This window comes from Pseudomonas sp. 3HC3, assembly GCF_044904505.1.
GTDB lineage: Bacteria > Pseudomonadota > Gammaproteobacteria > Pseudomonadales > Pseudomonadaceae > Aquipseudomonas > Aquipseudomonas putida_Y.
Genome location: NZ_JADDRH010000007.1, coordinates 24,373 through 49,155, shown reverse-complemented (window position 1 = coordinate 49,155; position 24,783 = coordinate 24,373). Strand labels below are relative to the sequence as shown.

General features: G+C 63.7%; 16 protein-coding genes. 14 read left to right on the top strand and 2 right to left on the bottom strand.

Annotation, left to right across the window (positions count from 1 at the left end; genetic code table 11):
* Window positions 1-90: 90 nt before the first annotated feature.
* The 10 genes from INQ47_RS12850 to dapA all read left to right on the top strand — a co-directional run bounded on the left by INQ47_RS12850 (window position 91) and on the right by dapA (window position 15,004).
* Window positions 91-1,581 carry a BcsE family c-di-GMP-binding protein gene (locus INQ47_RS12850; RefSeq protein ID WP_404701886.1) on the top strand — a complete coding sequence of 497 codons (1,491 nt, stop codon included), beginning with the start codon at window positions 91-93 and terminating at the stop codon, window positions 1,579-1,581.
* Window positions 1,578-1,763, top strand: a complete 186-nt coding sequence (gene bcsF / locus INQ47_RS12845) for a cellulose biosynthesis protein BcsF (protein WP_176684142.1) — start codon at window positions 1,578-1,580, stop codon at window positions 1,761-1,763. The genes INQ47_RS12850 and bcsF overlap by 4 nt, the downstream gene beginning before the upstream one ends.
* On the top strand, window positions 1,756-3,369 hold the full coding sequence (bcsG, locus tag INQ47_RS12840) for a cellulose biosynthesis protein BcsG (protein WP_209966684.1): 1,614 nt from the start codon (window positions 1,756-1,758) through the stop codon (window positions 3,367-3,369). Before bcsF ends, bcsG begins: the two co-directional genes overlap by 8 nt.
* Window positions 3,366-3,584, top strand: a complete 219-nt coding sequence (gene bcsR, locus INQ47_RS12835) for a cellulose biosynthesis protein BcsR (protein ID WP_209966682.1) — start codon at window positions 3,366-3,368, stop codon at window positions 3,582-3,584. The genes bcsG and bcsR overlap by 4 nt, the downstream gene beginning before the upstream one ends.
* Entirely contained in the window at window positions 3,581-4,288 is a 708-nt protein-coding gene (bcsQ, locus tag INQ47_RS12830; protein WP_176684139.1) for a cellulose biosynthesis protein BcsQ, read from the top strand. Before bcsR ends, bcsQ begins: the two co-directional genes overlap by 4 nt.
* Window positions 4,285-6,894 carry a UDP-forming cellulose synthase catalytic subunit gene (gene bcsA / locus INQ47_RS12825; protein ID WP_404701820.1) on the top strand — a complete coding sequence of 870 codons (2,610 nt, stop codon included), beginning with the start codon at window positions 4,285-4,287 and terminating at the stop codon, window positions 6,892-6,894. Before bcsQ ends, bcsA begins: the two co-directional genes overlap by 4 nt.
* The gene (bcsB, locus tag INQ47_RS12820) at window positions 6,891-9,179 is read left to right on the top strand and encodes a cellulose biosynthesis cyclic di-GMP-binding regulatory protein BcsB (RefSeq protein ID WP_404701819.1); all 2,289 of its coding nucleotides are present in this window, start codon (window positions 6,891-6,893) and stop codon (window positions 9,177-9,179) included. Before bcsA ends, bcsB begins: the two co-directional genes overlap by 4 nt.
* On the top strand, window positions 9,179-10,294 hold the full coding sequence (bcsZ, locus tag INQ47_RS12815) for a cellulose synthase complex periplasmic endoglucanase BcsZ (RefSeq protein ID WP_404701818.1): 1,116 nt from the start codon (window positions 9,179-9,181) through the stop codon (window positions 10,292-10,294). The genes bcsB and bcsZ overlap by 1 nt, the downstream gene beginning before the upstream one ends.
* A complete protein-coding gene (bcsC, locus tag INQ47_RS12810; protein WP_404701817.1) occupies window positions 10,282-13,800 on the top strand; it encodes a cellulose synthase complex outer membrane protein BcsC in 3,519 nt (1,172 codons plus the stop codon). Before bcsZ ends, bcsC begins: the two co-directional genes overlap by 13 nt.
* 337 nt (window positions 13,801-14,137) lie before the next feature.
* On the top strand, window positions 14,138-15,004 hold the full coding sequence (gene dapA, locus INQ47_RS12805) for a 4-hydroxy-tetrahydrodipicolinate synthase (RefSeq protein ID WP_404701816.1): 867 nt from the start codon (window positions 14,138-14,140) through the stop codon (window positions 15,002-15,004).
* A gap of 140 nt (window positions 15,005-15,144) precedes the next feature.
* Here dapA and INQ47_RS12800 read toward each other — a convergent pair whose 3' ends face one another.
* Entirely contained in the window at window positions 15,145-15,603 is a 459-nt protein-coding gene (locus INQ47_RS12800) for a GNAT family N-acetyltransferase (RefSeq protein WP_252459121.1), read from the bottom strand.
* A 115-nt stretch (window positions 15,604-15,718) separates the two neighbouring features.
* The gene (locus INQ47_RS12795) at window positions 15,719-17,485 is read right to left on the bottom strand and encodes a M24 family metallopeptidase (protein WP_404701815.1); all 1,767 of its coding nucleotides are present in this window, start codon (window positions 17,483-17,485) and stop codon (window positions 15,719-15,721) included.
* Between INQ47_RS12795 and INQ47_RS12790 the strand changes: the two genes are divergently transcribed.
* From INQ47_RS12790 to INQ47_RS12775, 4 genes are all read left to right on the top strand, one after another.
* On the top strand, window positions 17,486-18,976 hold the full coding sequence (locus tag INQ47_RS12790) for a PLP-dependent aminotransferase family protein (RefSeq protein WP_404701814.1): 1,491 nt from the start codon (window positions 17,486-17,488) through the stop codon (window positions 18,974-18,976).
* Between the two features lie 248 nt (window positions 18,977-19,224).
* Window positions 19,225-20,850, top strand: coding sequence for a methyl-accepting chemotaxis protein (locus INQ47_RS12785; RefSeq protein WP_339533818.1), 1,626 nt, complete (start codon window positions 19,225-19,227; stop codon window positions 20,848-20,850).
* A 741-nt stretch (window positions 20,851-21,591) separates the two neighbouring features.
* Window positions 21,592-24,306, top strand: a complete 2,715-nt coding sequence (gene mgtA / locus INQ47_RS12780; protein ID WP_404701813.1) for a magnesium-translocating P-type ATPase — start codon at window positions 21,592-21,594, stop codon at window positions 24,304-24,306.
* 21 nt (window positions 24,307-24,327) lie between these two features.
* Window positions 24,328-24,705 (top strand): DUF2493 domain-containing protein, encoded by a 378-nt coding sequence (locus INQ47_RS12775; RefSeq protein WP_003254146.1) that lies wholly within the window; start codon window positions 24,328-24,330, stop codon window positions 24,703-24,705.
* Window positions 24,706-24,783: the final 78 nt, after the last annotated feature.

Below are 24,783 nucleotides of genomic sequence, written 5' to 3'. Positions count from 1 at the left end.
AGTCATAAAGCGTCAGCAGAGGATGTGACACATTCCGCCTTCAAACCGTTTCAATTTACCTTTTGCAGAGCCAGTGTTTTGACTAATGGAATGCAGTTGTTGGCGATTTCCGGCCTGAGCGTCGAGAGCAGCCAGCTTCATCAACAAGGACTGTACTGGTTAGCCTGTGACGCCGCCGAAGACGCCTCCTTGCTATGCCGCCAGGTAGTCGAAGGCATGCCCGATAATACCAGGGCAGCCTTGATCGCCGATGCGCAAGCCATGGATGACGTGCTGGGTGCGCTCGACGCAACGCGCGGCCCGGCCGAGCTGGCACTGTATGAGGCCAACTCGCAAGCCACCCGTTATCTGGTTGAAGACCTGCCTCGTCTTGATGCCCATGGGCGTGTGCTGGTGCTGCTGGCACCGGCACACGCCTGGCTGGATAGCGAAGTCGAGCACTGGTGCAATGCGCTGCGCACGGAATTGTTGGCTGAAGCGGCGTTGCTGCTGGTCGTTAGTGGGGGGCAGAGCACTGCCTTGGTCGAGCGTCTGCGCGTTTTCAACCAGTGCCTCGACGGCCTGGGGCAGGTGTACCGCGGCAAAGGTGGGGTACGCTACCTGCAGCATTTCTGGAGCAACCCGCTTGGCAAAGCAGCCACCCGGGACATGGAGCTGACTCGGCTGAGCGCGGGCTTTGCCGTTGCTGCCGCGCCTCAGGCACCCAGCGACACCGGTGGTGACGAGTTGCTGTGCCTGGCCCAGCGCCCGGTACTGGAAGGCGCGCCAGCCTTCTCCGAACACTGGCAGGTCTGCGAAAGCTTTGAGGAACTGGGGGGCAAAGCCAGCCGGGCGGTGTCTGCCACGGTGATCTTTGCCATGGACGGTGGGCAGCGTCTGGATAGCCTAGCGCGCCAACTGCACCACCTGCGGCAGTCGCGTGGCAACGCCTTGAAGCTGGTCGTGCGCGAAATGGCGCCGACCCTGCGTTATCAGGACGAACAGTTGCTGCTGGCTTGTGGTGCCAGCCAGATCGTGCCGTTCGGTGCCAGCTTGTCACGCTTCCTGACCATGGTGGAGAGCATCCAGGGTTACGTCTGGCGTCGACACCTGCCAACCGACTTCGATGCCTTGCTGGCACGTCTGCGGCCGCTGGCCATCTGCGGATTGGTAGCGCCACGGGCGTTCGCCGATGCAGTGCAAAGCATGTGGCACGGGGTGCGCAACGGCGAAATCGTCCACCAGTTGTTGGTGTTGCGCCCAGCGCCCGGCCTGACCCCGCTACAGGCTTGCTCGCGTACGGTATTCCGCCGTGATGGCGACATTGCCTGCGTGGTTGGCGAGGTGCTGTTCCTGTTCCTGTTCGCTTGCCGCTCCGAAGGGGTCGAGCAAGCGCTTGACCACATTTTCCAACTGTCATGGAAAGAGTTGTTCATCAGCCAGGAGGTGCTTGCCGGCGTCGACAGCCTGGCCACTCCGGCCTTCCTCGACAGCAACCTACCGCAGCCACCCCGGAGCGACACAGTGGCGCAACTGCCTGCACAGGCATGGTCGGCGCTGGCACCGCGCAAGGTCGGCCTGGCCAAGCGGGGTAGCGCATGAACTTCGTGCAACTGCTGCAGGTGGTCGGCATTACTGCTCTCGTCACGCTGGGCCTGGCCTTGTTGCTAGTGCGCCTGAGTTCGGCATTACGTGGCGGGTTGCGCCGTCGCCTTCCCCCCCGCTACCTGAAACCGCTGGGCGTACGCCGCCGCGCTGCACGCCAGGAACCCCAGAATGACTAATACCACCATCACCCTCCCGGTACTGGCCCGCTGGCCTGGACTGGGAGGGTGGAACCTCTATTTTTTTGCAAAGTTTCTGCTGGTCGCACTTGGCATGCTCGACTTCCAGGCGCTGCCGAACCTGTTGTTCGCTGCGTTTCTGCTTGTCCCTTTGCCGGGCAAGTGGCTGCGTATTGCCCGGCAACTGCTGGCGGTGCCAATCGGCATCGCGCTGTTCTACCAGGACACCTGGCTGCCACCCTTCAGCCGCCTGCTGGCGCAGCCGGGGGTGCTGGACTTCTCGTGGGACTATCTACTCGAACTGCTGGGCCGCTTCATCAACTGGAACCTGCTGGGGGCGCTGGCAATGTTGCTGGTGGGTTACCTGTACCTACGGCATTGGCTGCGCCTGAGCACCCTGAGCCTGCTGGGGTTGGCATGGCTGTCGGTCGGCGGCTTGCCGTCGCTGGGTGCAGGCCAGGCGCCCGGCGTGGCAGCGAGCACCGCTGCCGAACCCGCGCCTGCCACTGCAGCAGCCGACAATGCCACGCTCGACAGCTGGCTTGAGCGCTTCTTCGCCAGTGAGCGCGAGCGGGTGACGGCGTTCCCGGTCGCGAATGCCAATGAGCAACCGTTCGACCTGCTGGTGATCAACATCTGCTCGCTGGCCTGGGATGACCTGTCTGCCGTGGGGCTACGGGACAACCCGCTGTTGTCGCGCATGGACGTGATCTTCGACCAGTTCAACTCGGCGACCTCCTACAGCGGCCCGGCCGCCATCCGTGTGCTGCGAGCCAGCTGCGGGCAGTCGTCGCACGCTGGCCTGTACCAACCGGCCCCGGAGCAGTGCCTGTTGTTCCAGAACCTGGCCCGGCTGGGTTTCCAGAGCAATACCTTGCTCAACCACAGCGGCCGGTTCGACAACTTCATCGGCGACATTACCCAGCAGCACATGCCGCAACCGGGTATGCGAAATACCGACTTCCCACGGGCACTGGTGGGCTTCGACGGCTCGCCGATTGCCAGTGACCTGGATGTATTGCGCCGCTGGTGGGGGCAACGCAAAGGTACCCCGGACGAGCATGTGTCACTGTTCTACAACAGCATCAGCCTGCATGACGGCAACCGTATCGTCACTGCCGACGGCGGTACCCGCGTGGCTGACTATGCCACCCGCGCCAATCGCCTGTTTGGCGAGCTTGGTACCTTCCTTGACGAACTGGAGCGCAGTGGCCGCCGGGTAGTGGTGGCCATTGTCCCTGAGCATGGGGCCGCGTTGCATGGTGACCGCATGCAGTTGTCTGGCATGCGCGAAATTCCCACGCCGTCGATTACCCATGTACCGGTCGGCCTTAAGTTCATCGGCATGGGCCAGCCTGCCCGCAACGAGCCGCTGCGGGTCACAGCTGCCACCAGCTACCTGGCGTTGTCCGAGCTGATCTCGCGTGTGTATGCGGGCCTCGGCCAGCAGCAGGTGCTGGATGTGCCCGGCCTGCTGACCGACCTGCCAACCACCGAGCAGGTTGCCGAAACCTCTGGCGCACAGGTGCTGAATTACCAGGGGCGTGCCTACATGCGCCTGCAAGGCCAGCCTGACTGGCAGCCGATCCCCAAGGAGCGCCCATGATCACTGGCAAGGCAGACCCGTCCGACCGTAGCGACGATATTGCCCAGTTGCGCCAGCACCTGGACATGCCAGAGCTGAACTATCAGGACATCTCGATGCTGGTGGGCGTTCAGCAGGCCCTGCAGCGCTGGCCATTGCTGGGTGAAAGCTGCAGGGCCAGCAGCGACGATGCGCTGTACGCGGCTGTCACCCAGCGCGAGAGGATCGTGCCATGACCAGCCTGGCATTGCATGGGGTGCGCGGAGGCCTGGGGCGCAGCGCCTTGCTGGCTGCATTGGGCTACGCGCTGCAGGGCGTGGGCGAACGGGTGCTGCTGATTGACCTGTGCCCCAGCAACTTGCTCGGGCTGCACTTCAACCTGCCGCTGAATACGTCCGAGGGCTGGGCGCTGGCCGAGCGGGAAGGGCGGCCGTTCAGTGATGCCGTGTACGAGGTGCTCGATGGCCTGTGCCTGCTGCCGTACGGCAACCTGGCCGACGGTGCGCAGCACCGTGTGCCCGATGCGCAGTCATGGCGCGCCCGCCAGGTCGAGCTGGCCAAGCATTTCGACTGGCTGTTGTACGACCTGCCGCAATTGCCGGGCGATACCGCCGGCAACGGCATCGAGACTGATGTACGGGTACTGGTGGCGGAAGCCGAAATGGCCAGCCACCTGCTGCTCGGGCGCCGCCCGGTCGAGCACTTCGACATGCTGCTGGTCAACCGCTACGACCCGGCCAGCCGCTTGCAGAGCGACCTGTTGATGGTGTGGCGTGATCTGTTCCGTGATCGCTTGCCGATCCAGGTGGTCCATCGCGACGAAGCCTTCCTCGAAGCGCTGGCGTACAAGGCACCTCTTGGCCTTTACGCACCGCAGAGCCTGGCCTGCCGTGATGTGCAGAGCTTGGCGGTGCGCTGTCTGACGAGGCGCCAGCCGTGACCCTGACCCCTCTGTCGGCCTATACCTGGTTCAAAGTCCGTGGCACGCGCCTGCCGGTTGCATGGCTGTTCACCCTCGGCGTGTGGCTGGCCTTCCTGTTCCTGCGCCTGGAGTCTCCTGCCTGGCAGGCGCTGCTGGCCGAGCGCCAACGCCTGTACCCGCAGCTGGCGGGCAAGCGCCCCACGCTGGGTGACCCGCTACGCCTGTTGATCCAGAGCCTGTGGTTGTTGCTGCGGCGCCAACCGCAGGCACGTACTGCAGGGCCTGGCCGCCGCGCATTGGGCGCAGTGCGCATGCACCTGCGGGGGGCAGGCGGGGTGGCGCGCCACTACCGCGGCCTGCTGATCGATGCACTGCAACAGGTGCCTGCGCGCTACCGCGCCAGTGCTTTCAGGCACGAAGCCTCGGCACGCCTGCGCGGCCTGAACGCGGTTGCCCGGCGGACGTTCTACAGCGTGCTGACGGTGTTCGCCCTCAGCCTCGCCCTGCTGTGTGTGACCGAGCCGTTCGGCTACCTGGCGCAGCTGATGTTCATCTGTCTGCTGCTGGTCATCGCCATGCTGGTGCGACACATGCCGGGGCGTTTCCCGACTTTGATGCTGATCGTGCTGTCGACCATCATCTCCTGCCGCTATCTGTGGTGGCGCTACACCTCGACCCTGAACTGGAACGACAACACCGACTTGGTATTCGGGGTGATCCTGCTGGCGGCGGAAACCTATTCGTGGTTCGTGCTGATCCTGGGTTACATCCAGACCAGCTGGCCATTGCAGCGCAAGCCGGCGAACCTCCCGGCCAACACCAGGCACTGGCCAACCGTCGATTTGCTGATCCCCACCTACAACGAAGACCTGTCAGTGGTGCGCACCACGGTAATGGCCGCGCTGGGCCTGGACTGGCCACGCGAGTGCCTGCGCATCTACATCCTCGATGATGGCCGCCGCGACACGTTTCGTGCCTTTGCCGACGAAGTCGGGGTGGGCTATATCGTGCGGCCCGACAGCAAGCATGCCAAGGCCGGCAACCTCAACCATGCGCTGGGCGTCACCGACAGCGAGTTGATCGCCATCTTCGACTGCGACCATGTACCGGTGCGCTCCTTCCTGCAACTGACCGTGGGCTGGTTTCTCAAGGACTCGAAACTGGCGCTGGTGCAGACACCGCACCATTTCTTCTCTCCTGACCCGTTCGAGCGCAACCTCGGCTCGTTCCGCCGCCGTCCCAACGAAGGGGAGCTGTTCTACGGCCTGATCCAGGACGGCAACGATATGTGGAACGCGGCGTTTTTCTGCGGCTCTTGTGCCGTGCTGCGCCGCACCGCGCTGGAAAGCATCGGTGGTTTTGCCGTCGAGACTGTGACCGAAGATGCCCACACCGCCCTGCGCCTGCATCGCCAAGGGTGGACGTCGGCCTACCTGAGCATTCCGCAGGCCGCGGGTCTGGCCACCGAAAGCCTGTCGGCGCACATCGGCCAGCGCATTCGCTGGGCCCGTGGCATGGTGCAGATCTTCCGCACCGACAACCCGCTGTTCGGGCGTGGCCTTAGCCTGTTCCAGCGGGTGTGCTACGCCAACGCGATGCTGCACTTCCTGGCCGGCCTGCCGCGGCTGGTGTTCCTGACGGCGCCTCTGGCGTTCCTGTTGCTGCATGCCTACATCATCTACGCACCGGCATTGATGATTCTGCTGTACGTGCTGCCGCACATGATCCACGCCAGCCTGACCAACTCGCGGATGCAGGGCAAGTACCGACAAACCTTCTGGGGCGAGGTCTACGAGACCGTACTGGCCTGGTACATCGCCCGCCCGACCACGGTGGCGCTGTTCGCGCCGAAAAAAGGCACATTTAACGTCACCGCCAAGGGCGGCCTGATGGAGCAGGAACAGTTCGACTGGCGCATCGCCCAACCTTACCTGTGGCTGGCAGCGCTCAACGTGGTGGGTCTGGGCTTTGCGGTGTGGCGCCTGGTCACCGGCCCGGCGGCAGAAATCGGCACGGTGATCGTCAGCTCGCTGTGGGTGATCTACAACCTGCTGATCATCGGTGCCGCAGTTGCGGTGGCCGCCGAAGTGCGCCAGGTGCGCCGCGCACATCGGGTGCAGATGCGCTTGCCGGCGGGGTTGATGCTGGCCAGCGGTCATGCCTACCCCTGCACCCTGGTCGACTACTCCGACGGTGGTGTCGGCCTGCAGGTACAGCCCGGTCTGGAGCTGAACCCGGGGGAGCAGGTACGCCTGCTGCTCAACCGCGGCCAGCGCGAGTTCGCCTTCCAGGCGAGTGTCACCCGTACTGTCGGGCAACACGTGGGGCTGGTGTTCCACGACCTCGCCCTGCAGCAGCGCATCGACCTGGTCCACTGCACCTTTGCCCGCGCCGATGCCTGGCTTGGCTGGAACGAGCAGCACGAGGTCGAGCGCCCACTGCGCAGCCTGATCGATGTGTTGAAGCTGGGCGGCGTCGGTTACGTGCGCCTGGTCGAGCACATGCCGCCATGGCTGCGGGCGTGGTTGCGCCCACTGCGTTCGCTGGCGCTGTGGCTGGCCAGCTACTGGCCCCGCACACCGCGGGCCATCCCTTCCATGAACCCTGTTGATCGAGACGCATGATGACTGGTTATCCCGCGCGTACCTGGGGCCTGGCGATGGCGCTGTTTACCGCCTTGTCGCAGAGCGCCGCTGCTGCTCCTGTAGCCCCGCTTGCCGAGCCTGCGGTACCCACATCCACGGTACCAAACTGGCAGGTTGCGAAAACCTTCGAGCAGCTTGGGCATGCTTCCGACAGCCTGCTGCTAGGTGTACGCAACAGCGAGCATATCGAGTTCGGCCTGCGTCGCGATCGCCTGGCCACCGATGCAAGTTTGCAACTGGACTACACGCCTTCGCCAGCCTTGCTGCCGAACCTGTCGCACTTGCGCGTCTACCTCAACGACGAGCTGATGGGCGTAGTTCCGGTGGAAAAGGAGCAGTTGGGCCAGCGTGTGCGTCGCCAGCTGCCGTTGGACCCGAAACTGCTCGGCGACTTCAACCGGGTACGTCTGGAGTTTGTCGGGCACTATACCGATGTCTGCGAAGACCCGGCGCACAGCGGCCTGTGGCTTAACCTTAACCGCAAGAGCCAGGTGCAGTTGCACGAGCAGGCGCTGGTGCTGGAAAACGACCTGGCGTATTTCCCGTTGCCGTTCTTCGATACTCGCGACACCGGCAGGGTAGTACTGCCGGTGGTGTTCAGCGGCGTGCCGAGCCTGGGCGAGCAGCGTGCGGCGGCAATCCTGGCATCCTACTTCGGCAGCCAGGCCGGTTGGCGCAAGGCCAGCTTCCCTGTGCTGTACAACCACCTGCCGGCCCGTGGCGAAAAACCTGCACCGAGCATCGTGTTTGCCAGCAACGACCGTCGCCCTGCGTTCCTCGCCGATCTGCAGCAGTTCCCGCCAGTCGACGGCCCCGTGCTGCAGGTGATCGATCATCCGGACGACCGCTTCAGCAAAGTGCTGCTGGTGCTGGGCCGTAACGACGACGACCTGATCAAGGCCGCCTCGGCGCTGGCGGTCGGCAACAATCTGTTCCGTGGCGCGCGCGTCAAAGTGGAGCAGATGACCGCGCTGCAACCGCGTCAGCCCTACGATGCGCCGAACTGGACGCGCACCGACCGGCCGGTACGGTTTGCCGAGCTGCTGGATTACCCCGAGCAACTGCAAGTCAGCGGCCTGCAACCGCGGCCGGTGACACTGGAACTGAACCTGCCGCCCGACTTGTTCGTCTGGCGCAACCAGGGTATTCCGCTGCGCACCCTGTACCGCTATACGGCGCCAGCGGTGACCGACGAATCGCGCCTGAGCATCAGCGTCAACGATCAGTACATCACAAGCATGCCGCTGGTGGGCAATGACCGGCGCGGCGGTACCCTTGAGGAAATGCGCCTGGCAGTGCTGTCCGGTGACAACACTGCATTGACCGAGAACTCGCTGGTGCCGGCGCTGAAGATTGGCGACCGCAACCGCCTGCGCTTCGACTTCAGCTTTGCCAGCACCCTGGGCAGCGCCCAGCGCGATCGCTGCCAGACCTCGCTGCCGGTGGACGTGCGTGCAGCGATCGACGACAACTCCACCATCGACCTTTCCGGTTACCACCATTACATCGCCATGCCCGACCTGCGTGCATTCGCCCGCAGTGGCTTCCCGTTCAGCCGCATGGCCGACCTGTCCGAGACGCTGGTCATCATGCCGGCCAAACCTACGGCGATGCAGGTCGGCACTTTGCTCGACACGGTTGGCGGGTTGGCCGGACAGATCGGTTACCCGGCGCTTGGACTGCAATTGATCGACGACTGGCAACAGGCCGCAGCGGCAGATGCCGACTTGCTGCTGATCGGCAGCCTGCCCGAGGCCCTGCGCGATGCGCCCAACCTTGGCCTGTTGCTCAGCGCTCAGCGTGACTGGTTACTGCAGGGCCGCAGCGCATCGTTGCCCGGCGGCCAGCGTTTCGATACTGAGCCGGTGGCTGCAAGCAGCCGCGTGGCGGTCAGCGCCCAGGCGCCGATTGCGGCCATCACCGGGCTGAAGTCGCCGTTCCACGAGCAGCGCAGTGTTGTGGCCTTGCTGGCCAACAGCGACAGCGATTACGCATTGCTGCGCGACGTGCTTGGCGATGTGGGCAAGCTCGATGCGGTGGCGGGTTCGGTAACGCTGGTACGCAGCAGTGGCGTGAGCAGCCAGTTCGTCGGCGAGCACTACTTCGTGGGCGCGCTGCCGTGGTGGCTGCTGCTGTGGTTCCACTTGTCCGAGCACCCTGTGTTGCTGGCGGTGATCGCGGCTGTTTGTGTGGTGCTGTTCGCCTTCTTGTTGTGGCGGGCACTGCGCTGGGCTGGCAAGCGCCGCTTGGGTGAGGCGGGGTGATGATGCGCCAGATGCTGGTAGGGCTGGTCGCCTTGGGCCTGCCCGTTTTCGCCACTGCCGGGTCGGTTTGCCCATGGCCTGCCTGGGAGCGGTTCAAGGCCGAGCTGGTGAGTGTGGATGGCCGGGTCATCGACCCGAGTGACGAGCGCCTGATCACCACCTCGGAAGGGCAGAGTTACGCGCTGTTCTTCGCCCTGGTAGGCAACGACCGGCAAACCTTCGCGCAGTTGCTGCGTTGGACCAGCAACAACCTCGCCGAGGGTGACCTGGCCCGGCATCTGCCTGCCTGGCTGTGGGGCCGTGACGGGCAGCAGCAGTGGCAGGTGCTGGACGCCAACAACGCCAGTGATGCCGACCTGTGGATCGCCTACAGCCTGCTGGAAGCAGGGCGGTTGTGGGACCAGCCGGCCTACACGCAGCTGGGCCAGCACCTGCTGTGGCGTATCGCCGCGCAGACCGTGCGCAAGCTTCCAGGCCTCGGCGTGATGTTGCTGCCAGGTGACTACGGCTTCGAAGACGCCCAGGGTACCCGCCTGAACCCCAGCTACCTGCCGCTGCAGCTGCTCGAACGTTTCAGCGAGGTGGACCCATTGTGGGGTGAGCTGGCGGCCAACACGCGGCGTTTGTGGTTGGCATCGTCGCCAAAGGGCTTTGCCCCGGACTGGTTGCTGTGGACGCCGGCCGGAAAGCCAGCGGCAGACACGAAACATGGCAATGCCGGTGATTATGACGCCATTCGCGTGTACCTGTGGGTCGGCATGTTGGCCGAGGGGGCGGCGCAACGCCGCGAACTGGTGGCCCATTATGCGCCGATGGTGGCATTGACCCAGCGCCAGGGGCTACCTCCTGAGCACCTGGATACACGCAGCGGTGAAGCCCGCGGCCATGGCCCGGCGGGTTTCTCTGCGGCCTTGCTGCCATTGCTTGCTGCCTCGCCTGAGCACGTGGCCGGCTTGGCGGCCCAGCGCCAGCGCTTGCGCGAACAGCCGATCGAGGCCAAGGCGTATTACAGCCAGGTGCTGGCGCTGTTCGGCCAGGGCTTCGACGAGGCCCGTTACCGTTTTGACCCGCACGGCCGCCTGTTGCCGGCCTGGAGCGCGCCATGCAGCGAATGATCGGCGTGTTGATGCTGGCGGCAATAACCTGGCAGGCAGATGCGCAACCCAAGGATATCGATGAACAGCGCCAATGGCTGCTGGACCAGGTACGCCGCGGCGAAGCGCTGCACCGTGACGACCTGGTGCGCGATGCGCTGGGCCGTTTGCAGTTGCTTGAACCGCGCAACCCGGACGTGTTGCTGGCGGCCTTGAGCCTGGCATTGCGCGAGAAGAACAGCAGTGAAGCGGAGCAGTTGAGTGCGCGGATCAGTGCCGTTGCGCCTGGCAGCCTGCAAGCACGTCAGGCCAGGCGCCTGCTTGAACTTCAACAACCGGCGCCTGCGCGGCGCTTGCAGCAGGCGCGTCTGCTGGCGGTTACCGGCCGTAACGAAGAGGCGCTGGCGGTGTACGAACAGTTGTTTGCCGGCGAACCACCCAGCCTTGAATTGGCCCTGGACTACTGGCGCGTGCGCGGCAATCTGCCAGGCCAACGCCCAGAGGCGATCCGCCAGTTGCAGCGGTTGGATCAGCAGTATCCAGGCAGTGCCGGGCTGCGCCAGACCTTGGCTGGCTGGTTGTTCGCCGAAAAGCGTGACCGCGAGGCCTTGGCCCTGCTCGATCAGCTGGCGCGAGACCCCGGTGCACGGGATGCCGCTGCCCAGCGCGAGTTCGACTACCTGTCCGGGCAAGCCGTGAGTGCCACCAGCGCGGCGGCCTGGCAAGCCTTTCTTCAGCGTTACCCGGCTTCACCGTTGTTGGCACAGGCCAGCGAGACCTTGCAACAGCAGCGCAAGCTGCTGGCCGACCCGGCATGGCAGGCCGGTCAACGGGGTAAGGCGTTGCTCGACAAGGGCCGTAATGTCGAAGCCGAAACGCAGCTGCGCCGCGCCCTGCGCCAGTACCCGGGCGATGCCAGCCTGCAGGGGGCCCTGGGTTATGCGTTGATGCGCCAGGGCCGCCATGAAGACGCCCATGCTGCGTTCCGCGCGGCGAGCGCCAAGGAGCAGGACACCTACCGGATCAGCCAATGGAAGGACCTGGAGTCGTCCAGCCAGTATTGGGCCCTGCTGAAAAAAGCCGAGCGGGCCCTGGCGGCGAAAGACGTGCGCGGTGCGCGCACACTTTACCGGCAGGCTCGCCAGCAACGGCCAAAGGATGAATACGCGCTTTTGGGCCTGGCAGATGTCTCGCTGGCCGAGGGCGATGTGGCGGCTGCCGAGCGGCAGTACCTGCAGGTACGGCGTATGGCGCCGGATAACGAAAGTGCCGTGCGTGGCTTGATGCGCGTTTACCAGGCGCAATCGCCAGGCAAGGCGCAGGCATACCTGGACAGCCTGCCACCACGGCAGCAGGCGCAGTTCGCCAGCCTGCGACGTAGCCTGGAACTTGCGCGGCTGCGCCAGCAAGGGGACGAAGCCCTGCAGCGCGAGGACTGGTCGACGGCCAGCCACGTGCTGGGCCAGGCCGCGGCTCTGGCCCCCGATGAGCCTTGGCTGGTGTATCAGCTGGCCAACAGCCTGCGTCACCAAGGGCGTACTGGCGAGGCCGACGCGGCATTTGCCAGGCTGGTGCGGCACCAGCCACATGATCCGGCAACGCGCTATGCCCACGGCCTGTTCCTGGAATCCAGCGAGCGTGATGCCTTGGCTCTGGACAGCCTGAGGGCGGTACCTCAGGCGACCTGGAGTGGGGACATGCACGCATTGGAGCAGCGTATTCAGCGACGTATGACCCTGGCCTCTGCGCAGCAGTTGCAGGCACAAGGCCGCAGTGCCGAGGCGACAGCCTTGCTTGAAGCCGGCCTGGCGCGTGGTGAAGGTAGCCCGGACGACTTGATGCTGTTGGCTGACTGGGCAGCAGCGCGTGGTGAACATGGCAAGGCGCGCAGATATTACCAGCGTGTACTGGTCGTGCAGCCTGGGCGTCCTGATGCACGCCTTGGGGTGATGGAAAGCGCCGTGGCCGAAGGCAACCTGCAGCAGGCCCGGCACATGCTGGGCGTGAAGGTGCCACGATTTGCCGCTGATGACGGCAACGCCCAGCGGCGCCTGGCGGCGGTGTGGACCGCGTTGGGCGAACACGATCAGGCGGCCAGGTTGCTTGACCGTGTTGCAGCGCAGCAGACGCGCCCCGATCCGTTGTTACGGCGCGACGCCGCCCGCCTGGTAGCGCAGGATGATCCTCAACGAGCACTGGACCTTTATGCGGCGGCGATGGCCGATGCACAGTTGCTGGACCGTGCTGCCGTAGCGCCACGGGATGACCGTGCATTGACCCTGGCCAGCCGCGAGCAGGATGGCGACGACTGGCTGGCCCGCAGCCTGCGCAGTGATGTGGATGCCCTGTATCGCCAGCGCAATACCCATGTGACGGTGATGCATGACTACGGCTGGCGCGAGGATGACGGTACGCCCGGCACGTCGGAACTGAGTACCCAGTCGACCTTGTTGCATGTCGACACTCCTTGGCAGGAGGGCACCGCGTTTGCGCGGGTAGAGCGCATTGGCATGGATGCGGGGTCGTTCGAGCCGAACGATCAGGGGCGCTACACCCCCGACTTCGGCAGTTGTCAGTTTGTTGGCCAGACCGCTGACGGCAAAACACTGCCCGCGTGCACGGGGGGATCGCAGACTGCAAGCGGCAGTCTGTTGGCGTTGGGTTGGCAGGGCAGCCGCTGGGCGTTCGACCTGGGCACCACCCAGGGCTATGCAATCAACAACTGGCTGGGCGGCGCAACGGTCAACGGTGACCTCGGGCAGGTTGGCTGGTCGCTGACCGCCTCGCGCCGGCCGATGAGCAATTCATTGCTGTCGTTCGCCGGCGCACGCGACCGCCCGACGGGCGTGCGCTGGGGCGGGGTCACTGCCAATGGCGCCACGCTCGGCCTGAGCTGGGACCAAGGTGGCGACAACGGGGTGTGGGCCAGCCTGGGGCACCATTGGCTGTACGGCGAAAACGTGGCCGACAACCAGCGGACCCGGGCCATGGCCGGCTTTTACCACCGCGTGGTGGAAAAGGCCGACGAGCGTGTGCGTGTTGGCGTGACGCTGATGCACTGGCGCCACGACAAGGACCTGGGCGGCTACAGCCTGGGGCAGGGCGGTTACTACAGCCCGCAGCGTTACAGTTCGGTGGGCGTGCCGGTCAGTTATGCCTGGCGCAACTACGACTGGTCGCTGCTGCTGGAAGGTTCCGTCAGCTGGTCTCAGGCCCATAGTGGCAGTAGCCGCTTGTACCCGGACGCACACATCAACCGCAAGGTACTGGCGCAATATAGCGTCGATTCCAACCTCGATGCGATGACTGAAGCCAGCGACAGCAGTGGGTTGGGCTACCGCCTGCGCGGGCTGTTCGAACGGCGCCTGAGTGACCAGTGGGTACTGGGCGGCGGCTTCGACTGGCAGCACAGCGATGACTATGCGCCTAGCCATGGCATGCTCTACCTGCGCTACCTGTTCGAACCGTGGCGGGGCAACCTGGCCCTGCCGGTGACACCACTGGAGCCTTATAGCGAGTGGCGGTGACGGCAATCGCTGCGTTGCAAGGGGCGCGCCTGCACGGGGCGATGCGGGCCAAGGGTTGACACCAGGCACGCCGCCCCACCATTATCCAACCATACCTACGCAACGGGCTTGCCAGCATGTCCCCATCCAACCACGCCATTTCCGCTTCGGGCTTCATCGCCCAGGCAGGCGCGTGCGTTGCCGTTGCCAAGAAATCCAAGAAACAGCCGCTCATCTGACCGAGGCGCGCTGTCTCGTCAGGTGGGCTGACGAGACAGAAGGCGCCAGGTATCCCTGCCACCACCTCCACTCTTCGCCCTGCTGACGCTGACTTTCGGTCAACATCAGGAGTTTTTGCATGTCGAATTTTCGTGGTATCTGGATCGCCCTCGTTACGCCAATGCGCGCCAATGAAATCGACTTCCCAGGCCTGGAAAAGCTGGTGAAGAAACTGCTCGAAGACGGTGTGGCCGGTTTTGTGGTGTGCGGTACCACGGGTGAGGCAGCGGCGATGTCCAAGGCCGAGCAACTGGCGGTGCTGGATGCCGTGCTGGCCTGGGTGGAGCCGGGTAGGGTGGTCATGGGCCTGTCAGGTTACAACCTGCGCGAACTGTTGGCCTTACAGGCTGAGATCCAGCAGCGTGACATTGGCGGGCTGCTGGTTCCCGCACCTTGCTACATCCGCCCTTCGCAGGCTGGCATCGAAGCCTTCTTCGCCACCGTGGCCGATGCTGCCAGCGTGCCAGTGATCGTCTACGACATTCCCTACCGCACCGGCGTGCGCATCGAACGTGAAACCCTGCGCCGTATTGTGCGCCATCCACGCATTGCAGCGGTGAAAGACTGTGGCGGTGACAGCGAGACGACCATGGCCCTGATCGAGGACGGCCACGCCCAGGTGCTGGCCGGTGAAGACCTGCAGATCTTCAATAACCTGTGCCTGGGTGGGGCTGGGGCCATTTCAGCCTCCGCACATGTGCGCGCCGACCTGTACGTACGCATGGTGCAGCAGGTCGACAGCGGCGATTGGGCCGCCGCGCGTGGTACGTTCTACCAGTTGCTGCCCTGGATCAAGGTGGCCTTTGCCGAGCCCAACCCGGCCGTGGTCAAGGCGGCGTTGCAGGCGCAAAGCCTGATTGCAGACGAGCTGCGCGAGCCCATGCAGGCGTGCACGAATACCACCCGAAGCAAGCTGCAAAACGTGCTGTGTTCACTCGGCGCCTGAAGTTGATGGCGGGTTGAAAAGCAGCCAGGTACTTGGCCGAGGTGGGGTTGACGGGTGCCTTGCTGCGGCCTTCTACCAGCAGAGGAACCGTGCCTATTGCCAGGGCCGCTTTGCGGCCCTGTCGCGACCTCAGGCTGCTCCTACACTGGCTGGGTCGGCAGGCGCTTTTCCATCGGCTGATACACCAGCCCGGCAAGCTCGCCCACGTCGCCTGCCGGGGTAAAGCCGTAGCGTTGGTAAGCGGGTACAGAAGACAATGATGCCTTTACCGTCACCACCTCAGTTCTGGCATGCTCCAGTGCTGCGTTCATCAGGCGCTTGCCTATGCCCTGGCGTTGCAGGCCTGGTGCAATGAACAACATCGCAACGTGACGGCCTTCCTTGAGCTCGATCAGCCCCGCGATAGCGCCTTCGACAAAACAGGCCAGCATGAGGTTGTCACCCTGCATGCGCTCGGCAAACGCCTGGGGTGCCGACACCTGGGTAAAGGTCTCGATACCTTGCGCCGATAGCGTGGGCGCGACCGCCTGCATGAAGGCATCCATGCACAAGGCGCAGGCCTGGGGGAGGTCGTCAGGGGTGAGCGTGCGTACTTGCATGGTAATCGTCCTTGTATGGTTTCCTTCTGCTGCCAACTTTAACCTGTTACGGGTTCAAGGGCCGAGCCTTGAGGCGTTAACCCAAAGCACACAGCGCGTGCTTTTATTGGCGGCATCAAGCTGCCGTGGCAGCGCCCGGCATGCGTTCGCCAATCAGGATGTCTTCGAAGAATGCCCCGACAGGTTCGGTAGGGTGGCACAGTTGTATCTCCAGCACCCATACCACCTCGCTCGGGACAATCTCCACCTCGGCCAGCTTGTCCTGGCTATACAACACATGCGGGAAGTCGGCGATGCGATGCCCGGCCAGGTTGCGCTCCAGCTGCCAACCTTTGGCCTGGGCACTGCGCTCGGCGAAGTCATACAGTTCACGTCCGGTCAACCCGCGGCCCCAGGCCTGGCGAGTCTCGTCGAACACTTCATGCAGTGCCTTCACGCAGGCGTGGTGCAGGGCGTGCTGGCCAAACACGAACGTATCGCCATAGTCACCTTCATAGCCATCCCATACCGGGCCAACGTCGACCACGACGATGTCCGTGGCGCGTAGCGCACGTTGGAGGTCAATGCCTTGCCGTGGCGTACGCACGGTATCGTCGCCAAATCGGATGTAGGTGGGGTGCCAGGTGTGTGAGGCGCCCATCGCCTGCAGGGTATGCGCGGCCATCTCCAGTGCCTGTGCGGTGGTCATGCCGACCTGCAGTTGGCTGGCAATGGCGGCCACGGCCCGCACCGACTGTTCGCGGGCCGCGAGCATGCCGTCCAGCGAATAACGTGGGCCGACCTTTTCCAGCTCAGGGTGCAGCGTGCTGGCTGCTGAAGCCTGCGTTGTCAGTGCACCACTGGCGACAAAGGCCTCGGCCACAAAACGATGGGGCTGTACCCCTGCCGCAAGGCATTGCTCGCGGGCCTGGGTGATCATCGTGGCATTGCCGCAGGCATAGACCTGGGCTTCGTCCCACCGATGCGTCTGGCTGAGCGCCACCTGCTGTATACGTGCCTGGGCCGAGAGCACCGGTTGCCAGCGGAAGTGCGGGTGCGCACTGCTGGACACGTCGAGAAATTCGCGGTCATAAAAATCCGCCGGCGATGAGCCGCCCCAGTACAGCGTGACTTCGGCGTCGCCGGCCAAGGCCGTCAGCAGCAGCGGTTTGATGCCGGCGTAACCTGTGCCGGTGGCGAAAAGGATCAGCGGGCGCTGGTCATCGTGCTGCCAGGTACAGGCGCCCAGCGGGCCTTCGAGCTTTACCGTTGCACCTGCTTGCAGGGTGGGCAGCAAGCCTTCGGTGAACAGGCCGCCGCTGACCTTGCGGATGTGAAACACCAGTTGCCCTTGTTCCTGGGCAGGCAGGTTGGCGATGGAGAAACAGCGGCTGTCGCCGTTGTCCAACTGAAACCGCATGTACTGGCCCGCCCGCACCTCCAGCGGCTGAGCAGGCTGCAGCACCAGTTCGACAATATCTGCGCTCAGCGCGCGCTGGCCAACGACCTGTGCATGGGTTTCCAGTGCCGGGGCGTCCAGTGACCAGCCGGGTATTTCCAGGCGCATGTCGCTGCAGGCGTGGCTCTGGCACAGCAACATCTCGTCGGCGGCCAAGGGATAGGAAGGCGGCGGTGTGTCCGCATCCCGCTGCTTGTCCTGATGCTGCCCCGACACCACCTTGACCTTGCACGAGCCGCAGGCGCCGCGGCGGCAGGAGAAGGGTACCGGCAGGCCGCTGGCGAGCATGGCATCGAGCAGCAACTCCTGGCTGGCTTCGAAGGTTTTGCCCGAGGGCGACAACTCAATGACGTGGCGGCTTTGCATGAACACCTCGGGGCAAATGGAGGTCCGATTGTTGCTATAGTCCAGGACCAGCAGAACCTCCAGTTTTGGATATTTCATATGGTCCAGCTTCGTAAATGGCAGCCACTGCTCAAGCTCGATGGGGCGCAAGCGTCGTACCGGCAGATTGTCGAAGGGCTGGTGGCCGCAATCAGCGAGGGTCGCCTGCGCCCTGGCACGCCGTTGCCGGGCACGCGGGAGATGGCGCAACTGCTGAACGTCAATCGCAAGACCGTGATCCTTGCTTACGAGGAAGCCGAGACCAAGGGCTGGCTGCAAAGCGTGCAACGCCGGGGCACCTTTGTCAGCCAGCAGCTGGCGCCTGGCACAGCGGCCGTTTCCGGTGCCGTGCGGCCTTTTGCCCTGGCGCTGCCAGAGGAGCCTGCCGTTGCCTACTTCAAGGCGAACGAACAGGCTGTAGCCCAGCAAGGGCGTCCAGGGGCCTTGTTCTTCGACAACGGCGCCTGTGACCACCGCCTGCTGCCACAGGCTGTACTGCACCGTTATTACCGTAATGCCTTGCGCAGCAGCTTCACCAGCAACAGCGTGCGCCATGGCAGCGAGTGCAGCAGCCGCAATCTGCGCAGCGCCCTGGCCGATATGCTGCGGCACAATCGCAGCCTGAACGTTGGCGCCGAGCATATCTGCCTGACCCAAGGGGTGCAGATGTCGCTGTCCCTCGTGGCCAGTGTGTTGCTCAAGCCGGGTGACGTTGTGCTGGTCGAGCGCCTGAGTTACCCCCCAGCGTGGGAGATCTTCCGTCAGTTGGGTGCCCACCTGGTGACCGTGGAGCTGGACCATGAGGGTTGCCGGGTCGACCAGCTCGAGGCCCTGTGCCGGCAGCACAAGGTGCGGATGATGTACATAACGCCCCATCACCAGTTCCCGACCACGGTCAGCCTGCCAGCCGGGCGCAGGCAACAGCTGCTGGAACTGGCGCGCCAGCATGCCTTTTGCGTGGTCGAAGAAGATTACGACTACGAATACCACTTTGCCGGGCGGCCCTATCTGCCTTTGGCCAGCGACCGCCAGCAACGGCACGTGATTTACATCGGCTCACTGTCCAAGCCTTTGGGCAGTACGTTCCGTTGCAGCTATATCGTGGCACCGGTGGAAGTGACAACCGCGCTGGAACGCAGGGCCATGCTGACCCTGGGGCAGGGCGATGCAGTCATGCAGCAGATGTTGGCGGACCTGATCAATGATGGCGAGCTGAAGAAACACCTGCGCCGAGTCAACCGCGAGTACCGGCGCCGGCGTGAGACCTTGTTGGGGTGTTTGCGCGATGCGTTCGGTGAGCAGATCAGCGTGCAGGCGTCAGAAGGTGGCCTGGCGCTGTGGGTGAGGTTTGCCGATGGGATCAACGTGGATCAGTTGGTCGACAACGCACTGGAACTGGACCTGGTGGTGCGCAGTGGGCGACAGTTTTCACCGTTTGGCCATGCCGAGAACGCCTTGCGCCTGGGATTTGCTTCGCTGGATGCGGATGAGATCCGGCAGGCGACCCAACGCCTGGCAGACGCAGCGAAAGCGATTGGCAAGGCGCGGTAGCGGATGGCACGGGCTTCGCCCGTGTTCGCGGGCAAGCCCGCTCCCACAATAACCGCGCTGGCCTCAGGATTTATGCAAAAGGGTTATGCCCTCAAGGGTTTCGAGGCCTCTGGGTCTCAACGCATTCCGTTCGGTTACCGCACATAACCGCATCACGGCGCCTCAAGCCTGCGCCAGCACCTCCGATAGCTGCACACCCACCGTCGAATCATCGACCAGACGTGGTGCCAACAAGGAGTACTGCCTGCATGCTTGCCAACTTGAAAATTCGCACCGGAATGTTCTGGGTGTTGTCGCTGTTCAGCCTGACCCTGCTGTTTTCGACCGCCAGTGCCTGGTGGGCTGCCTTGGGTAGCGACCAGCAGATCACTGAACTGGACCAGACTGCGCACCAGTCGGACCGGTTGAACAATGCGTTGCTGATGGCGATTCGTTCCAGCGCCAACGTGTCTTCGGGCTTTATCGAGCAGTTGGGTGGCCATGACGAGAGTGCAGGCAAGCGCATGGCGCTGTCGGTGGAGCTGAACAACAAGAGCCAGGCGCTGGTCGACGAATTTGTCGAAAACGCCCGCGAACCCGCCCTTCGCGTGCTGGCAACCGAGCTGCAGGCAACCTTTGCCGAATACGCCAAGGCGGTGGCCGGGCAGCGTGATGCGACCCGCCAGCGTTCGCTGGAGCAGTATTTCAAGGTCAACAGCGATGCCGGTAATGCCATGGGACGGCTGCAAACCCTGCGCCAGCAACTGGTGACCACGCTGAGCGAGCGTGGCCAGCAAATCATGCTCGAGTCGGACCGGCGTCTGGCCCGGGCACAATTGCTGAGCGTGTGCCTGCTGGGCATGACCGTGGTGCTGGCGGTGCTGTGCTGGGCTTTCATTGCCCAGCGTGTGTTGCACCCACTGCGTGAAGCCGGTGGGCATTTCCAGCGCATTGCCAGTGGCGACCTGAGTGTGCCGGTGCAAGGGCAGGGTAACAACGAGATCGGCCAACTGTTCCATGAGCTGCAGCGCATGCAACAGAGCCAGCGCGACACCCTTGGGCAAATCAACAACTGTGCCCGGCAGCTGGACGCCGCTGCCACAGCGTTGAACGCGGTCACCGAGGAAAGCGCCAACAACCTGCGTCAGCAGGGGCAGGAGCTGGAGCAGGCCGCGACTGCCGTGACCGAAATGACCACGGCAGTGGAGGAGGTTGCGCGCAACGCGATCACCACCTCGCAAACCACCAGTGAATCCAACCAGCTGGCCGCGCAAAGCCGCCGGCAAGTCAGTGAAAACATTGACGGCACCGAAGCCATGACCCGCGAAATCCAGACCAGCAGTGCGCACCTGCAGCAGTTGGTGGGGCAGGTGCGGGACATCGGCAAGGTGCTGGAAGTGATCCGCTCGGTGTCCGAGCAGACCAACCTGCTGGCGCTCAATGCTGCCATCGAGGCGGCCCGTGCCGGTGAGGCCGGGCGCGGCTTTGCGGTGGTGGCGGATGAGGTGCGCACACTGGCCTACCGCACGCAACAATCGACCCAGGAAATCGAGCAGATGATCGGCAGCGTGCAGGCGGGGACCGAAGCTGCGGTGGCTTCCATGCAGGCCAGCACCAACCGCGCCCAGTCGACACTGGACGTGACTCTGGCCTCGGGGCAAGTGCTGGAGGGCATCTACAGTGCGATCGGCGAAATCAACGAGCGCAATCTGGTCATTGCCAGTGCGGCCGAAGAGCAGGCTCAGGTGGCGCGGGAAGTAGACCGCAACTTGCTGAACATCCGCGAACTGTCGAACCATTCCGCGGCAGGTGCGCAGCAGACCAGCGAGGCGAGCAAGGCGTTGTCGGGGCTGGTGGGGGAGATGACGGCGTTGGTGGGGCGGTTCAAGGTTTGAGCCGCTGCGCCTGCGTGGAACATTAAGATAAGGTTAAACTTATTCAAAGTTCCCTTTGCGGGTTGACTTCGATACTACGCTTGAATAAAGTTCGACCGCCCCGAGCGCGGGGCCTTTTTTCCCTTCACTGAAGAATTCAATGGACACAGTATCTAGTCGCTGTCTGACCCCTGCCGTATGGCCCGGTCAGGCACTTGAACCGGAACACCGGTCCCGACACCCCGGTCGGGCAAGCCGCGCCAGAGCCTGATGCTCCGCTGTGACTTGCCGCCGCCGGTGTTGGCCGGTTGGAGGCAAGCTCATGAACCTCACTTCATTCGTTTCACATCGCCAGCCTGCGTGCCTTGCGCCACAGCAGGCCCGCGCCTGGCCGCTGCGTCTGCACGGCTATCTTGACCACCACCAGGAACCCCCCAGTAGGTGCGGGGTGCTGGCGCGTCTTCATGCACGCTTGAGCCTCCGCACTTCTCACTGAATAACAGATATTAAACGGTATCTTTGTGCTCGAACTTTTCACGTTAAAAGTTCGCGGGATAACTATTGACCTGTGTTTATGAAAAGGGATTAAACCATGGATTGCGCGAGTAGAAAGTTCGCTGCCGAAACAACTTCCGACTCTCGGCAGCGGACAGACAACTGTCGGAAAGAACCAGCATTATTCAGCGACCCGACATGCCTTCGTTCACCGCCTGAGTGAAACGTCTGTGTGTCGTGCCGCCGCAGCGGCAGGAGCACAGCAACATGACTGTCAAACACCGTAACACCTCATCGGCCAAGGCCGAACGCGAAACCCGCCTGTCCACCCGCGCCGCCCGTGAAGCGCGCAATGGCCTGGCGGTCACCCTCGCCAACCTCGATGCCAGCGAACAGGGCCTGACCGAGCACGAAGCCGCCAAGCGCCTGGCGCGCAATGGGGCCAACCAGGTCGCCCACGGCCCGCAACCCCACGCCTTGGTACAGTTTCTCAAGGCCCTGCATAACCCGTTCATCTATGTACTGCTGACCCTGGCCGGGATCAGCTTCGTCACCGACTACTGGCTGCCGCTCAGCGCAGGCGAAGCCGACGACGCCGACCTGACCAAGGTCATCATCATCATGACCATGGTCAGCCTCAGCAGCCTGCTGCGCTTCTGGCAGGAGTACCGCTCGAACAAGGCTGCCGACGCGCTCAAGGCAATGGTGCGCACTACTGCCACCGTGTTGCGCCGCGAGCAGATCGGGCAAGCCCCGCGCCTGCGCGAAGTGCCCATGGACGAACTAGTGGCCGGCGACATCGTGCAGCTTTCTGCAGGTGACATGATTCCCGCCGATATCCGCCTGCTCGAAGCGCGAGACCTGTTTATCAGCCAGGCCGTGCTCACCGGCGAAGCGTTGCCGGTCGAAAAGTACGACACCTTGGGTAATGTCGCGCAGAAGTCCGCCGCCGAGCATGGCGCACATCAGGATAACCTGCTCGAGTTGCCGAACATCTGCTTCATGGGGACCAATGTGGTCAGTGGCCGCGCCCGCGCCGTGGTGGTCGCCACCGGCCGACGCACCTATTTTGGCTCGCTGGCCAAGGCCATTGCCGGTTCGCGCAGCCAGACCGCGTTTGACCGCGGCGTGAACAGCGTCAGCAGCCTGTTGATCCGCTTCATGCTGGTGATGGTGCCAGTGGTATTCATGATCAACGGAGTGGTTAAAGGCGACTGGGGTGATGCCTTCCTCTTCGCGCTTGCCGTGGCAGTGGGCCTGACCCCGGAAATGCTGCCGATGATCGTCAGCGCCAACCTGGCCAAGGGCGCCGTGGCCATGGCCCGGCGCAAGGTGGTGGTCAAACGCCTGAATGCCATCCAGAACCTGGGCTCCATGGATGTACTGTGCACCGACAAGACCGGCACGGTCACCCAGGACCGGATCATCCTCGAGCACCATGTGCGCTTCGACGGCCAAACCGACAATCACATCCTCGAGCTGGCTTGGCTCAACAGCCATCACCAAAGCGGCATCCGCAACCTGATGGACCAGGCCGTGCTGCATTTCGCCGGCCAGGACCGCCAGTTCCAGGCGCCTTACGCCTACGCAAAGGTCGACGAACTGCCGTTCGACTTCATCCGCCGCCGCCTGTCAGTGGTAGTGAAGAATGCCTTGGGCGATCACCTGCTGGTAAGCAAAGGGGCGGTCGAGGAAATGCTTGCCATCGCCACCCATGTGCAGGAAGGCGACAAGGTCGTTGCCCTTGACCCGTGCCGCCGCCAGCATCTGATGGCCAGTGTCGATGCCTTCAACCAGGACGGCTTCCGCGTGCTGGTGGTTGCCACCCGGGAGATCCCGGCGGCCGAAGGCAAGGCGCAGTATCACACCGAAGATGAGCGCAATCTGGTCATCCAGGGCATGCTGACCTTCCTCGACCCGCCCAAGGAAACTGCCGGCCCGGCCATTGCCGCCTTGCGCGACATGGGCGTGCAGGTAAAGGTACTGACCGGCGACAACCCGGTGGTCACGTCGAAGGTTTGCCGTGAAGTGGGCCTGGCGCCAGGCCAGCCATTGCTCGGCCAGGACATCGAGGGCATGGACGACACCACCCTGAAGCTTCAGGTGGAGGAGCGCACCGTCTTCGCCAAGCTCACCCCGTTGCAGAAATCACGGGTGCTCAAAGCCTTGCAGGCCAATGGTCACACCGTGGGCTTCCTTGGCGACGGCATCAACGACGCCGCAGCCCTGCGCGATGCTGATGTCGGTATCTCGGTGGACAGCGGCACTGACATCGCCAAGGAATCGGCCGATATCATTTTGCTGGAAAAGAGCCTGATGGTGCTCGAGGAGGGCGTGCTCAAAGGCCGCGAAACCTTTGGCAACATCATGAAGTACCTGTGCATGACTGCCAGTTCCAATTTCGGCAACGTGTTCTCGGTCCTGGTGGCCAGTGCGTTCATTCCGTTCCTGCCGATGCTGGCGATTCACTTGTTGCTGCAGAACCTGATGTATGACTTTTCCCAGCTGTCGCTGCCCTGGGACCGCATGGACAAGGCGTTCCTCAGCAAGCCACGCAAATGGGATGCCCGCAACATCGGCCGCTTCATGTTGTGGATAGGTCCTACGTCGTCGATCTTCGACATCACCACGTTCGCCCTGATGTGGTACGTGTTCGCCGCCAACAGCGTCGAAATGCAGGCGCTGTTCCAGTCTGGCTGGTTCATCGAGGGGTTGCTGTCTCAGACGCTGGTAGTGCACATGCTGCGCACTCGCAAGGTGCCGTTCTTCCAGAGTACCGCTGCATTGCCAGTGGTATTGGCAACGGGGCTGGTCATGGCATTGGGTATCTATATCCCGTTCTCCCCTGTGGGGGCGATGGTTGGCCTGGTGCCGCTGCCGTGGGAGTACTTCCCTTGGCTGGTCGCCACCCTGCTGGGCTACTGCGTGGTCGCCCAGGCCATGAAGACCCTCTACATCCGCCGTTTCGGCCAGTGGTTCTGAGTCATTCAAGGAGAGCCGACCATGCGAGTACTGATCTGTGCAGGACGCAACTACGCCGACACCCGGCGCTGCCGGCAGGCCTTGGACGACGTCCAGCGCCAGCGGCCAATCCGGGTGTTGATCCACGGTGGCAGCCAGTTCCTTGGCGGGGAAATCGAAAGCTGGGCGCGCGAACATGGCGCCGATCTGGTGCGCTACCCGCCAAACTGGCAGCTGCACGGCAAGCAGGCCGAACGCTTGCGCAACCTGTTCATGCTCAATGACAGCCGCCCTGACCTGTTGCTTGCCTTGCCCGGTGGCGATGACACCGAGGAGCTGCTGGCCAGGGCCCGTGGTGCCGAGGTTCAGGTGATGTGCGCCAGGCAACCACGTCAGCCCGAGCGGGGCGATTGCAGCTAATGCAAGCGCCTGGGGCCGTACGGTACCTGTGGGAGCGGGCTTGCCCGCGAAGCAGGCGCCTCGGTTTCACGGCCTCAA